At 65.2% G+C, this 12,585-nt stretch carries 11 protein-coding genes; 6 read left to right on the top strand and 5 right to left on the bottom strand.

The annotated features are described in order from the left end of the window. The 5 genes from KI609_RS16190 to KI609_RS16210 all read right to left on the bottom strand — a co-directional run bounded on the left by KI609_RS16190 (position 1) and on the right by KI609_RS16210 (position 5,153). The gene (locus KI609_RS16190) at positions 1-933 is read right to left on the bottom strand and encodes an electron transfer flavoprotein subunit alpha/FixB family protein (protein ID WP_226444602.1); all 933 of its coding nucleotides are present in this window, start codon (positions 931-933) and stop codon (positions 1-3) included. A gap of 12 nt (positions 934-945) precedes the next feature. Continuing rightward, a complete protein-coding gene (locus KI609_RS16195; RefSeq protein ID WP_226444603.1) occupies positions 946-1,695 on the bottom strand; it encodes an electron transfer flavoprotein subunit beta/FixA family protein in 750 nt (249 codons plus the stop codon). Positions 1,696-1,915: 220 nt separating this feature from the next. Next, on the bottom strand, positions 1,916-3,238 hold the full coding sequence (locus KI609_RS16200) for a mechanosensitive ion channel family protein (protein ID WP_226450482.1): 1,323 nt from the start codon (positions 3,236-3,238) through the stop codon (positions 1,916-1,918). Positions 3,239-3,271: 33 nt separating this feature from the next. Then, a complete protein-coding gene (locus KI609_RS16205; RefSeq protein WP_226444604.1) occupies positions 3,272-4,060 on the bottom strand; it encodes an enoyl-CoA hydratase in 789 nt (262 codons plus the stop codon). A 139-nt stretch (positions 4,061-4,199) separates the two neighbouring features. Beyond that, positions 4,200-5,153, bottom strand: coding sequence for a histone deacetylase family protein (locus KI609_RS16210; protein ID WP_226444605.1), 954 nt, complete (start codon positions 5,151-5,153; stop codon positions 4,200-4,202). A 52-nt stretch (positions 5,154-5,205) separates the two neighbouring features. On the opposite strand from KI609_RS16210, the gene KI609_RS16215 reads away from it, so the two are divergent. The 6 genes from KI609_RS16215 (at position 5,206) to KI609_RS16240 (ending at position 12,573) form a co-directional block, all read left to right on the top strand. After that, positions 5,206-6,126: an AAA family ATPase gene (locus KI609_RS16215; RefSeq protein ID WP_226444606.1), complete on the top strand. Its 921-nt coding sequence runs from the start codon at positions 5,206-5,208 to the stop codon at positions 6,124-6,126. A gap of 147 nt (positions 6,127-6,273) precedes the next feature. After that, positions 6,274-7,308 carry a DUF58 domain-containing protein gene (locus tag KI609_RS16220; RefSeq protein ID WP_226444607.1) on the top strand — a complete coding sequence of 345 codons (1,035 nt, stop codon included), beginning with the start codon at positions 6,274-6,276 and terminating at the stop codon, positions 7,306-7,308. Positions 7,309-7,441: 133 nt separating this feature from the next. Continuing rightward, positions 7,442-9,496 carry a DUF3488 and DUF4129 domain-containing transglutaminase family protein gene (locus KI609_RS16225; protein ID WP_226444608.1) on the top strand — a complete coding sequence of 685 codons (2,055 nt, stop codon included), beginning with the start codon at positions 7,442-7,444 and terminating at the stop codon, positions 9,494-9,496. 42 nt (positions 9,497-9,538) lie between these two features. Then, a complete protein-coding gene (gene mltB, locus KI609_RS16230; protein ID WP_226444609.1) occupies positions 9,539-10,660 on the top strand; it encodes a lytic murein transglycosylase B in 1,122 nt (373 codons plus the stop codon). Positions 10,661-10,825: 165 nt separating this feature from the next. Then, positions 10,826-11,806, top strand: a complete 981-nt coding sequence (locus KI609_RS16235) for an ABC transporter ATP-binding protein (RefSeq protein ID WP_226444610.1) — start codon at positions 10,826-10,828, stop codon at positions 11,804-11,806. Further along, positions 11,803-12,573: an ABC transporter permease gene (locus KI609_RS16240; RefSeq protein ID WP_413463328.1), complete on the top strand. Its 771-nt coding sequence runs from the start codon at positions 11,803-11,805 to the stop codon at positions 12,571-12,573. Before KI609_RS16235 ends, KI609_RS16240 begins: the two co-directional genes overlap by 4 nt. The last annotated feature ends 12 nt before the right edge of the window (positions 12,574-12,585 follow it).

Here is a 12,585-nt window from a genome sequence, read left to right on the forward strand (position 1 = left end):
TCAGAGCGCGGCGACCAGTTCCGGCACGGCCGTGAACAGGTCGGCCACGAGCCCATAGTCGGCCACGCTGAAGATCGGCGCTTCGGGGTCCTTGTTGATCGCCACGATCACCTTGGAGTCCTTCATCCCAGCCAAGTGCTGGATCGCACCCGAGATGCCGGCTGCCACATACAGCTGCGGCGCCACGATCTTGCCGGTCTGGCCCACCTGCAGGTCGTTGGGGGCGTAGCCCGCATCGACGGCAGCGCGGCTAGCACCGATGGCGGCGCCCAGCTTGTCGGCCAGGGGGGTGATGACTTCGTCGAACTTTTCCTTGCTGCCCAGCGCCCGGCCACCGGAGACGATGATCTTGGCGGCAGTCAACTCGGGGCGGTCGCTCTTGGCGATTTCGCTGCCCATGAAGGTGCTCTTGCCTGCGTCGGCGGTCGCTGCGGCGGTTTCGACGGCGGCTGCGCCACCGGTGGCGGCTGCCGCGTCAAAGCCCGTGGTGCGCACGGTGATGATCTTCACGCTGTCGGCGCTTTGCACGGTGGCAATGGCGTTGCCTGCGTAGATGGGGCGCTCGAAGGTGTCAGCAGACACCACCTTGGTGATGTCGCTGATCTGGGCCACGTCGAGTTTGGCGGCCACGCGGGGGGCCACGTTCTTACCGCTGGCGGTGGCGGGGAACAGGATGTGGCTGTAGTTGGAGGCGATGGCCAGCACTTGGGCGGCTACGTTCTCGGCCAGGCCGTGTTCGAGGCCGGGGGCGTCGGCGTGCAGGACTTTGGCAACGCCAGCGATCTGGCCCGCAGCGGCAGCAGCAGCGCCCGCATTGTGGCCAGCCACGAGCACGTGCACGTCGCCGCCGCAGGCAACAGCGGCCGTGACGGTGTTGAGGGTTGCGCCCTTGATGGACGCATTGTCGTGTTCAGCAATAACGAGTACGGTCATTTCTTGTTCTCCTTAGATGACTTTGGCTTCGTTCTTGAGCTTGTCGACCAGGGCAGCCACGTCGGCCACCTTGACGCCAGCGCCGCGCTTGGCGGGCTCGGTCACTTTGAGGGTCTTCAGGCGCGGAGCCACGTCCACACCGAGGTCTTCGGGCTTGACGGTGTCGAGCTGCTTTTTCTTGGCCTTCATGATGTTGGGCAAGGTGACGTAGCGGGGCTCGTTCAGGCGCAGGTCGGTGGTGATGACGGCGGGCAGCGTCAAAACCAGGGTTTCCAGGCCGCCGTCCACTTCGCGGGTGACGCTGACCTTGTCGGCCGAGAGTTCCACCTTGTTGGCAAACGTGGCCTGGGGCAGGTCGGCCAGGGCCGCCAGCATCTGGCCGGTCTGGTTGGCGTCGTCGTCGATGGCTTGTTTGCCCAGGATGATGAGCCCGGGCTGCTCTTTGTCGACCAGCGCCTTCAAGAGCTTGGCCACGGCCAGGGGCTGCAGTTCCACATCGGTTTCGACGAGGATGGCGCGGTCGGCGCCAATGGCCATGGCGGTGCGCAGGGTTTCCTGGCATTGGGCCACGCCGCAGGAGACTGCGATGACTTCGGTCACCAGGCCTTTTTCTTTCAGGCGCACAGCCTCTTCGACGGCGATTTCGTCAAAGGGGTTCATGCTCATCTTCACGTTGGCGATGTCCACACCCGTGTTGTCCGACTTCACGCGGACCTTCACGTTGTAGTCCACCACGCGCTTGACAGGGACCAAGACCTTCATGCTGCGGCTCCTAAATAGTTGGTTGAATTGACGTTTACGTAAACCAGATCATTCTATGCCGCACTGCAGCGAAACCGCTGCCCAGACGAGACACAGATCACATGTTCCACAAAAAAGAACGATCGTGCTTTTTGTGAATTATAGGCGACGGCCTGGCGCCCCTGTCCACTGGCAGCTGTCGTCGGTGGCAACTCGGGGACATGCGCTGGCTCTCTGTACATCACCCGGCCGGCACGGATGCCCCCGTGGCCCCGGAAGGCAGCCCCTGTGGCAAAGCACCACCACCTTGCACATGCACGACCCGCTGCGGGAAAGGGATATCAATGTGATGGGCGCGCAGCGCGCTCAGGATGGCGCGGTTGATCTCCGAGCGCAGGCCCAATGACCCGTTTTCGGGGTCGGATATCCAGAAGCCCACGGTGAACTCCAGCCCATCGGCGCCGAACGCCGACAAGGCGACACTTGGAGCTGGTTCGCGCAACACACGGCTGCTGGCGAACGCAGACTCGCCCAACAACCTGGACACCAGATCCACGTCGCTGTCGTAACCGACGCTCACCACCGTGGACAGCCAGACCCGGGGGTCGGCCAGCGACAGGTTTTCGACCCGCTGGGTGATCAGCATTTCATTGGGCACGATGGATTCACGCCCCGTGGAAGACCGCACCACGGTGTAGCGGGCATTGATGCTGGTGATACGGCCCTCGAAGTTATCCACCCGCACGTTATCGCCAATGCGCATGCTGCGCTCGGCCAGGACGACAAAACCGCTGACATAGTTGGCCGCCAGCTTCTGCAAGCCAAAACCAATGCCCACCCCCACGGCCCCACCCAGCACGGACAGCGCCGTCAGGTCGATGCCCACGGTCGACAAGGCCATCATCAGCCCCACAAAGACCAGCAGCGCACGCACCGCATTGCTCACCGCCTTGCGCAGCGACAGCTCAGCCCCCGTGGCAGCGTGCAGCAGGCGCGACTCGATGGCGGCGGAAACCCACAACGCAATGAGCAGCACGGCACCGGCCGTCAGCACGCCTTCGATCATGGTGCGCACCGACAGCGTGGTGCCCCCCACCTTCCAATGGATCTGATCGAGTTCATCGAGCACCAGCGGCAACAGGCCCGTGACCCACAGCACCATGCCCAGCCAGGCCAACCACGAGATGGAGCGCTCGATGGGCCGCACCCAGCTGGCCTCTGGAAAAGCCACCTGCAAGACCTTGACCCCCGCGCGTATGACCACCAACGCCACCAGTGCCGGGATCGCGATCTTGAAAGCTGCCAGCGCCACCCACTGCTGCAGCCCGGTACGCGCCACATAAGCCAGGCACAACAGCACCAGCGGGAACAGCGCACCGTCCACGATCCGTGCGCCAAACAATATGGAACGGGGGTCGCCCCGGCGCAGGCCCCGCTGCAGCACTCGCACCAGCAGCCATGCCAGGGCCGCACACCCCGCCAGCGCCGCCAGTTCCACCAGCACCGTAGGGCGCAAAAAAGCCTGCGTCCACAGGCCCATATCGTCGAACATCAGCTTGTCCATGGCGGTAATCTTCACAACGGTGTGCTCAACGGCTCAACACTTCCAGCGTGGCTGGCGTTTTTCTGCGAAGGCGCGAGCACCCTCTTGCGCAGCCTCGTCCATCATGTTGGTGGCCATGGTCTGGCCCGCCAGCTGGTAGGCGGCATCAATGCCCAACTCGCGCTGCTGATACACCAGCGCCTTGCCCATGGCCACGGCCACCCGAGGCTTTTGCAGGATGGATTGCACCAGTTGCTCCACCTCGGCATCCAGCGCATCGACAGATACCACGCGATTGACCAGGCCCTGCGCCAGCGCTGTGGGGGCATCGATGAAATCGCCCGTGAGCAACATTTCCATCGCCCGCTTGGCGGGCACATTGCGCACCAGTGGCACGCTGGGCGTGGCACAAAACAGGCCGTAGTGGATGCCGCTGGTGGCAAAGCTGGCGGTGTCCGCCGCTACCGCCAGGTCCGACTGCGCCACCAGTTGGCAACCCGCCGCCGTCGCCATGCCGTGCACGCGTGCTATCACCGGTACAGGGAGTTTGTGGATGCTGAGCATCACGCGGCTGCACTGGGCAAAAAGCTTCTGGTAATACGCCAGCTCCGGTTGCGCGGCCATCTCCTTGAGGTTGTGGCCAGCGCAAAACGCCTTGCCAACGGCGGCCAGCACCACCACACGCACCGACTCGTCACGACCCGCATCGTCCAGCGCCTGCTGCAGCGCAGAGAGCATCTCGCTGCCCAGCGCGTTGAAGCGGGCAGGGTCGTTGAGGGTCAGGGTGACCACACCGCGTGGTTCGTGGGTGATCTGCAACAGGTCATCGGCATTCGTTTTCATGATTTCTCCAGTGTTCTGCACTGCCCAGTGCCGCCGAAACCGGCGCGGCTCCAGGCCAGTGCCACCGCGGAACTGGCTTTGCCAGGCCACGGGTGGCGTCCCCCTTGGGGGAAGACGCCGCAGGCGGCTCAGGGGGGAATCAAAGATCAGCCAGGACCCGCAAGTGCGCCTCCACACTGCGCGCGAGCGGCCCCATCACATAGCCACCCTCCAGACACGACACGATGCGGCCCTTTGAATAACGGCGGGCCACGTCTTTCACACGCTGGGTGATCCAGGTGTAGTCCTGCTCGGTCAGGCCCAGCTGGCCCATGTCGTCCTCGCGGTGGCCGTCAAAGCCCGCGCTCACGAAGATCATCTCGGGCTTGAAGGCCTCCAGGCGGGGCATCCACATCATCTCGATGATCTCGCGGATGTCCATGCCGCGCGTGTACGCAGGCACCGGCACGTTGACCATGTTGGGGGCGGGATCGTGATCACCGCTGTAGGGGTAGAACGGGTGCTGAAAGATGCTGACCATCAGCGCACGCGGGTCATTGGCCAGGATGTCTTCGGTGCCGTTGCCGTGGTGCACGTCAAAGTCCACCACCGCCACGCGCTGCAGATTGTAGCGCTGCAGCGCATATTTGACGGCCACCGCCACGTTATTGAAAAAGCAGAAACCCATGGCCTTGTCACGGCAGGCATGGTGGCCCGGCGGGCGCACGGAGCAGAACGCGTTTTCGATCTCGCCCGCCATCACGGCATCGGTGGCGGCCAGCGCGGCCCCCGCCGCGCGCAGCGAGGCTTTCCAGGTGTGGGCGTTGATGGAGGTGTCGGTATCGATCTGCGCATAGCTGGGGCCGCCGGCCATCAGCTCTTCGTTGAGCCGGTCCGACAGACCGCGCAGGGCTGCGATGTGCATGCGGCCATGGGCCAGTTCGATGTCGGCCAGCGAGGCCTCGGGCGCTTCATAACGCTCCAGCGCGTCACCCACGCCGGTGACCAGCAAACGGTCTTCAATCGCGTCCAGCCGCTCGGGGCATTCGGGGTGGCCCGGGCCCATCTCGTGTTTCCAGCAATCCCGGTGGGTGAAATAGCCCGTTTTGCTCACAGTCTTGTCCCCTCGTCGCATATCTTTGAAGTTTTTCGGATAACGTCGTGCCATGAACGCACAGCACAAGATCAAATCACTTCTGGATCAGCTTAACACGGTGATTGTGGGCAAAAAATCCCAGGTACAAGACTGCGTGGCCTGCCTGTTGGCGGGGGGCCACCTGCTCATCGAAGACGTGCCCGGGGTGGGCAAGACCACGCTGGCGCACGCGTTGTCGCACACCTTTGGCCTGCAGTTTTCGCGCGTGCAGTTCACCGCCGACCTGATGCCCAGCGACCTGACCGGGGTGTCGGTGTACGAGCGCGGCAAGGAGGCCTTCGTGTTCCACCCCGGCCCGGTGTTTGCCCAGGTGCTGCTGGCCGATGAGATCAACCGCGCCAGCCCCAAGACCCAAAGCGCGCTGCTGGAGGCCATGGAAGAAAAGCAGGTGTCGGTGGAAGGCGAAACCCGCGCCCTGCCCCACCCCTTCTTCGTTATCGCCACCCAGAACCCGCACGACCAGCTGGGCACCTTTGCGCTGCCCGAGTCGCAGCTCGACCGGTTTTTGATGCGCATCTCCATCGGCTACCCTGACCGCGAGGCCGAACGCATGCTGCTGGCCGGTGGCGACCGGCGCGACATGGTCAGCAGCCTGTTGCCGCTGTTGTCTGGCGAGGAGCTGGCCGAGCTGCAGCGCCAGGTGCTGGCCGTGCACACCGCCGAGCCACTGCTCAACTACGTGCAGGACCTGATCGCAGCCACGCGCTCGGGCCGCTGGTTTTTGCAGGGGTTGTCGCCGCGCGCAGGCATCGCCATGCTGCGCGCGGCCAAGGCACAGGCGCTGATCAGCGGGCGCGACTACGTGGCGCCTGACGACGTGCAGGCCGTGCTGCCGCAAACCATCGCCCACCGCCTGGTGCCCGTGGGGGATGCGCGGCGCGGCGCGGTCGAGCAGGTGCGCGCCATGGTTGACGCCGTGCCCCTGGCATGAAGCCCCCCCTGAGTCGCTTCGCGCCTTCGTTCCGGGGGGCGACGCCCTCGCTGCGGGGCGGCCCTTGCTTGGCGTGCCTGGCTGGGACCACGCCTGTCTCAACAGGCCATGGACGATGCGCGGCGCGCGGCGCCATGAGCGATTGACATGACATCCGCCCCCACCCATCCCGTTGCGCCCTGGCGCGCGGCCCTCGCCCGGCTGAACCCGATCGCGCCGCTGCGCCGCCGCTTTGAGCGCTGGTGGCAGGCGCGGCTGCCGCTCAGCGACACCCTGGTGCTCACACAGCGCAACGTCTACATCCTGCCCACACGCTCGGGGTGGATGCTCGCACTCACGCTGCTGGTGCTGCTGGTTGCATCCATCAACTACCAGCTCAACCTGGGTTATCTGCTCACGTTTTTGCTAGCGGGCAGTGCGGTGGTGGGTGTGCATATCTGCCACGCCAATCTGCGCGGCATGACCTTGCACCTCAAGACACCGGCGCCGCACTTCCTGGGCCACAGCACCGCGTTTGAGGTGCAGCTGTCGAGCGACCGCGCATCGCCGCGCTACGGCGTTGCGCTGTCGGTGCATGGCAAGGGCAAGGCCGAACACCATTGGGCCTGGACCGATGTGCCCGCCCAGGGCCAAGCCAGCGTGCAGGTGGCGTTTCAGCCCACGCGCCGGGGCCTGCACCGCGTGCCCACGCTGACGGCCGAGACCCGGTTTCCCCTCGGCACCTTTCGGGTCTGGACCTACTGGCGCCCGGCCGCCGAGGTGCTGGTGTACCCCACGCCAGAAACGCCCGCGCCGCCGCTGCCTGCGGGTGAGCCACGCGCGGGGGGCACGGGCAGTGCGCTGTCACAGGGCATTGGCGAATTCGACGGCGTGCGTGCCTACCGGCGCGGCGACCCGCTCAAGCTCGTGGTCTGGAAAAAAGCCGCCAAATCGCTGGCCACCGGCACCGACGACCTGGTCAGCCGCGACGCCCAGCAAGCCCAGCGGCACGAGCTGTGGCTCGACCTGGCCAGCGCCTCGCTGCCCGACCCCGAAGCCCGCATCTCGCGGCTGACCGCCTGGGTGCTGCAGGCCGACCGCCTGGGGCTGGACTACGGCTTGCGCCTGCCTGGACTGGAGATCGCGCCCGACACCGGCGCCGCCCACCGCATGCGCTGCCTGGAGGCACTGGCACTGTGCTGATTTCTTCCATTGTTTTATATAACAAATTGGCCTCTAGCGCTTATTACACAAGCGCAATCAGCTATTTATTTGATAGCAAATCGTGCATGACGCCCCAGGCGTGCCGTATGTTGCAACTGCCAGCACAAGTGCCATGACCCTGCGCCAGACCTTCAATGCCCTGCCCCGCGACGCGCGGGACACGCTGTTTTTGCTGTTCGTGATCGCCTGGGTCATCGGCCCCCAAGTGGGGGTGCTGCCCCTGTGGGCCAGTCTGCTGGCGGGCGGGCTGCTGCTGTGGCGGGGCTGGCTGGCTTTCAAGGGGCTGCCGCTGCCCGGGCGCTGGGTGCTCAGCATCCCGCTGGTGCTGGCGATTGCCGGCACGCTGTACACCCATCGCACCATCCTGGGCCGCGATGCGGGGGTGACGATGATCGTGATGCTGCTGGCGCTCAAGATGCTGGAGCTGCGCGCTCGGCGCGACGCCATGGTGGTGTTTTTTCTGGGCTTCTTCACGATGCTCAGCAACTTCTTCTTTTCGCAATCGCTGCTCACGGCCGCTGCCATGCTGGTGGCGCTGCTGGGGTTGCTGACAGCGCTGGTCAACGCGCACATGCCGGTGGGCCGCCCGCCACTGTCGCAGGCGTTTCGCACGGCCGGCACCATGGCGCTGCTGGGCGCGCCCATCATGGCCGCGCTGTTCCTGCTGTTTCCGCGCATGGCGCCGCTGTGGGGCATGCCCAGCGACAGCATGACCGGGCGCAGCGGGCTGTCGGGCGCCATGAAGGTGGGCAACATGGCCGATCTGGCGCTTGATGACAGCGTGGCCATGCGGGTGCGTTTTGACACCCCGGGCGGCGCTGCACCGCCCCAAAGCGCGCTGTACTTTCGCGGCCCGGTGTTCGCGCGGTTCGACGGCACCGAGTGGCTCCCGCTATCGGGCCGCTCGGGCGACCTCACGCTGTCGCGCGCCAGCACGCCTGCCAACCTGCAGGTGCAAGGCGAGCCTGTGCGTTACGAGGTGACGCTGGAGCCCCACCAGCGCCCCTGGCTGCTGCTGCTCGACGCAGCGGTGGACAAACCCGTCGTGGCAGGCATGGACACCTTCATGACCCAGGACCTGCAGTGGCTGACCAGCCGGCCCGTCAACGACCTCGTGCGGTACAAGGCCACCAGCTACCCGCAGTTCACCCATGGCCCGAGCACGCCCACCGCCAGCCTGCGCGCCTATACCGAGCTGCCCGCCGGCTTCAACCCCCGCACGCTGGCGCTGGCGCAGCAGATGCAGAGCGACCCACAGATCACGGCCAACGCGGCCTCCGGGCCCGCCAGGGCCGAGGCGCTGGTCCAGGCCGCGCTCACGCGCCTGCGCACCGGCGGCTATCTCTACACGCTGGAGCCCGGCGTGTATGGCCAGCACACTGCCGACGAGTTCTGGTTTGACCGCAAGGAAGGCTTTTGCGAGCACATTGCCTCGGCTTTTGTGGTGCTGATGCGTGCGCTCGACATCCCGGCGCGCATCGTCACCGGCTACCAAGGCGGCGACCGCAACCCCGTGGACAACGCCTGGACCGTGCGCCAAAGCGATGCCCACGCCTGGGCCGAGGTCTGGATCGCGGGGCGTGGCTGGGTGCGGGTAGACCCCACCGGCGCCGTGTCGCCAGGGCGTGTCGGCGCCTTCCAGCGCCTGCGCGCCCCGCAGGGCGCGTTTGCGTCGGCCATGGGGGCGGTCATCAGCCCCGGGATTGCACAAAACCTGCGCGCTTTCTGGGAAGCCACCAACAACCGCTGGAACCAGTGGGTGCTCAATTACACCCAAAGCCGCCAGCTCGATCTGCTCAAGTCGCTGGGGTTCGAATCACCCAGCTGGCAGGACCTGACCATGGTGCTGGGTTGTCTGATCCTGCTTGCCGCCGTCGGGGGCATGGGATGGAGCCTGTGGGAGCGCAGCCAGCACGACCCCTGGCTGCGCCTGCTGGCCCGCACACGCCAGCGCCTGGCGCGCGCCGGGCTGGACCTGCCCGACACCCTGCCGCCGCGCGCCATGGCCGAGCGGGCGCAGGCACAATTTGGCACCTCCGCCACCGCATTGGCCCACTGGCTGCTGCGCCTGGAACAGCAACGCTACGCGCAGCACCCCGACAACGAATGGAAGCGCCTGCGGCGCGAGTTCCGCACACTGACCTGGCCCACTGCGCCCCGCCGTTGACTTTGTAGACCCTGACCCAGCCCCAGACCCTGACCACCGGACATGCCCAACATATTTCGTACGATCACGCTCGCCATCGCTAGCGTATTGATAGCTGCTTGCGCAACACCAGCAAGCGCTAGCAGCCAAAAACACCAAAAAATCCACACCCTGCAGACCCAACGCCCCACAGGCACAAGCCAAGGCGGCCGCTCCAAAGCCGCCCCCGTTTTCTATGCATCGCGCCCCGAAGCCCTTGCGTTTGCCGACGACCTGGCCGCACGCCGCGACCTCGACCGCGAATGGGTGCGTCAGGCCATCGGCCAGGCGCAGTTCCTGTCCCAGGTGCCCAAGCTCATGCTGCCGCCCGCCAAGGGTGCGGCCAAGAACTGGCGTGTGTACCGCAGCCGTTTCATCGACCCCGTGCGCATCCGCGCAGGCCAGCGGTTCTGGCAAGACAACCAGGCCACGCTGGAGCGGGCCGAGCGCGAGTACGGCGTGCCCGCCGAGATCATTGTCGGCATCATCGGCGTGGAGACCATCTACGGCCAGCAGATGGGCAACTTTCGCGTGATGGACGCGCTGGCCACACTGGCGTTTGACTTCCCCTCGGCCCACCCGCGCGCCAAAGAACGCACCGAGTTCTTTCGCCGCGAGCTCGAACAGTTTCTGAGCCTCAGCCATCGCAGCAACACCGATCCTTTCGAGCCACGGGGCAGCTACGCGGGCGCCATGGGCCTGGGGCAGTTCATGCCGTCGAGCTGGGTGCGCTACGCGGTGGACTTTGACGGTGATGGCCGCATCGACCTGTTCAACAGCCCTGCCGACGCCATCGGCTCTGTGGCCAACTACTTTCGTGGCCACGGCTGGACCCCGGGCATGGTCACCCATTTCGGCGTGCAACTGGACGCGACCCCGCAACAGTTCGATGAACTGCTGGCCCCCGACATCCTGCCCACCTTCAGCGTGGCCAGCATGGCCGCCAAAGGCGCTGTGCTGGACGCTGCGGGTGCGCAATACCCGGGCCCGCTGGCGCTGGTCGAGCTGCAAAACGGCGGCGATGCACCGAGCTACGTGGCGGGCACCGAGAACTTCTACGCCATCACACGCTACAACTGGTCCAGCTACTACGCCATGGCCGTGATTGAACTGGGGCGCGAAGTGGCGGAGGCACGCGGGCGATAACCCACCCGGCCATAAAGACGCTGGGGACAGAGGCACCCAGGCGCATCGAGAAGCACGCTTATCCCCGCCCGTGCACGCCAGCGCCAGTCAGTCCACAATCGTGGGCTTCGACCGCTGGCGTGGCAGCGCCACCGCAGCGGCCCGCCTGTTTTTCACCCCTGCCTTATGCCTGCATCACCATCTACAACACCTGCTGTGGACGCCATCGTCCGCGTGCGCGGCGTGAGCAAAACTTACGCTGGCGGCTTTCAGGCGCTTAAAAACATCGACCTCGACATCCGTCCGGGCGAGATATTTGCGCTGCTCGGGCCCAACGGCGCGGGCAAGACCACGCTCATCAGCGTGATCTGTGGCATGAGCAATGCCACCGAGGGCAGCGTCACCGCTGACGGTCACGACACCGTGCACGATTACCGCGCCGCCCGGGCCGCCATAGGCTTGGTGCCCCAGGAGCTGCACACCGATTCATTTGAAACCGTGTGGGCCACGGTGACCTTCAGCCGGGGCCTGTTTGGCAAGGCGCCCAACCCGGCCTTCATCGAAAAGATCCTCAAGGACCTGTCGCTGTGGGACAAGAAAGACAGCAAGATCCTGGCGCTCTCGGGTGGCATGAAACGCCGCGTGCTGATCGCCAAGGCCTTGTCGCACGAGCCCAAGATCCTGTTCCTCGATGAACCCAGCGCCGGCGTGGACGTGGAGCTGCGCCACGACATGTGGCGCCTGGTGCGCGCGCTGCGTGACGCGGGCACCACCATCATCCTGACCACCCACTACATTGAAGAGGCCGAAGACATGGCCGACCGGATCGGCGTGATCCGCAAGGGCGAGCTGATTCTGGTGGAAGACAAGGACGTGCTGATGCGCAAGCTCGGCAAAAAGCAGCTGACGCTCACGCTGCAACAGCCCATGGGACATGTGCCCGATGCGCTGGCGCGCTGGCCGCTGGTGCTCAGCCACGGCGGCTCCGCCCTGACCTACACCTTCGACACCCAGCAGGAGGACACCGGCATTGCCGCGCTCTTGCGTGCACTGGCCGAGCACGGCATTGACTTCAAGGACCTGCATTCGAGCGAAAGCTCGCTCGAAGACATCTTTGTGAGCCTTGTGCACCAGGGCAAAACCGAACCGAAAGCACCAACAGCATGACCAGCCTGAACCTGCATGGCGTGAGCGCCATCTACCGCTTCGAGATGCACCGCGCGTTTCGCACCTGGATGCAAAGCCTGATTGCACCGGTGCTCTCCACCGCGCTTTATTTCATTGTTTTTGGCTCGGCCATCGGCTCGCGCATGGGCGACATCGGCGGTGTGAGCTACGGCGCCTACATCATCCCCGGGCTGCTGATGCTGTCGCTACTGTCCGAGAGCATTTCCAACTCGGCCTTTGGCATCTACATGCCCAAGTGGTCAGGCACCATCTACGAGCTGCTGAGCGCACCGGTGAACTGGGTGGAGGTGCTGTTAGGCTATGTGGGCGCAGCGGCCAGCAAGTCGCTGCTGGTCGGCGTGCTCATTTTGACCACGGCGCGCGTGTTTGTGCCGTATGAAGTGGCGCATCCTGTGTGGATGGTCGGCTTTCTGGTGCTCACGGCCATCACGTTTTGCCTGTTCGGCTTCCTCATCGGCTTGTGGGCCGACAGCTTTCAGAAGCTGCAGGTCATACCGCTGCTGGTCATCACGCCGCTCACCTTTCTGGGCGGTGCGTTCTACAGCATCAACATGCTGCCGCCTTTCTGGCAGACGGTGTCGCTGTTCAACCCCGTGGTGTATCTCATCAGCGGCCTGCGCTGGGCCTTCTACGGCCAAGCGGATGTACACATCGGCGTGAGCGTGGGCATGACGCTGGTCTTCATGGCCATTTGCCTTGCAGTGGTGTGGTGGGTGTTCAAAACGGGGCACCGCATCCGGCGCTAAGAGCCTGTTCAA

The sequence above is a fragment of the Acidovorax radicis genome (genome assembly GCF_020510705.1).
GTDB lineage: Bacteria > Pseudomonadota > Gammaproteobacteria > Burkholderiales > Burkholderiaceae_C > Acidovorax > Acidovorax radicis_A.

What these genes read in the sequence shown, in the direction of transcription:
- KI609_RS16190 (WP_226444602.1), bottom strand. Translation starts at nt 933, where the DNA reads ATGACCGTACTCGTTATTGCTGAACACGACAATGCGTCCATCAAGGGC.
- KI609_RS16225 (WP_226444608.1), top strand. Translation starts at nt 7,442, where the DNA reads ATGACCCTGCGCCAGACCTTCAATGCCCTGCCCCGCGACGCGCGGGAC.
- mltB (WP_226444609.1), top strand. Translation starts at nt 9,539, where the DNA reads ATGCCCAACATATTTCGTACGATCACGCTCGCCATCGCTAGCGTATTG.
- KI609_RS16220 (WP_226444607.1), top strand. Translation starts at nt 6,274, where the DNA reads ATGACATCCGCCCCCACCCATCCCGTTGCGCCCTGGCGCGCGGCCCTC.
- KI609_RS16215 (WP_226444606.1), top strand. Translation starts at nt 5,206, where the DNA reads ATGAACGCACAGCACAAGATCAAATCACTTCTGGATCAGCTTAACACG.
- KI609_RS16195 (WP_226444603.1), bottom strand. Translation starts at nt 1,695, where the DNA reads ATGAAGGTCTTGGTCCCTGTCAAGCGCGTGGTGGACTACAACGTGAAG.
- KI609_RS16240 (WP_413463328.1), top strand. Translation starts at nt 11,803, where the DNA reads ATGACCAGCCTGAACCTGCATGGCGTGAGCGCCATCTACCGCTTCGAG.
- KI609_RS16200 (WP_226450482.1), bottom strand. Translation starts at nt 3,238, where the DNA reads ATGGACAAGCTGATGTTCGACGATATGGGCCTGTGGACGCAGGCTTTT.
- KI609_RS16235 (WP_226444610.1), top strand. Translation starts at nt 10,826, where the DNA reads ATGCCTGCATCACCATCTACAACACCTGCTGTGGACGCCATCGTCCGC.
- KI609_RS16205 (WP_226444604.1), bottom strand. Translation starts at nt 4,060, where the DNA reads ATGAAAACGAATGCCGATGACCTGTTGCAGATCACCCACGAACCACGC.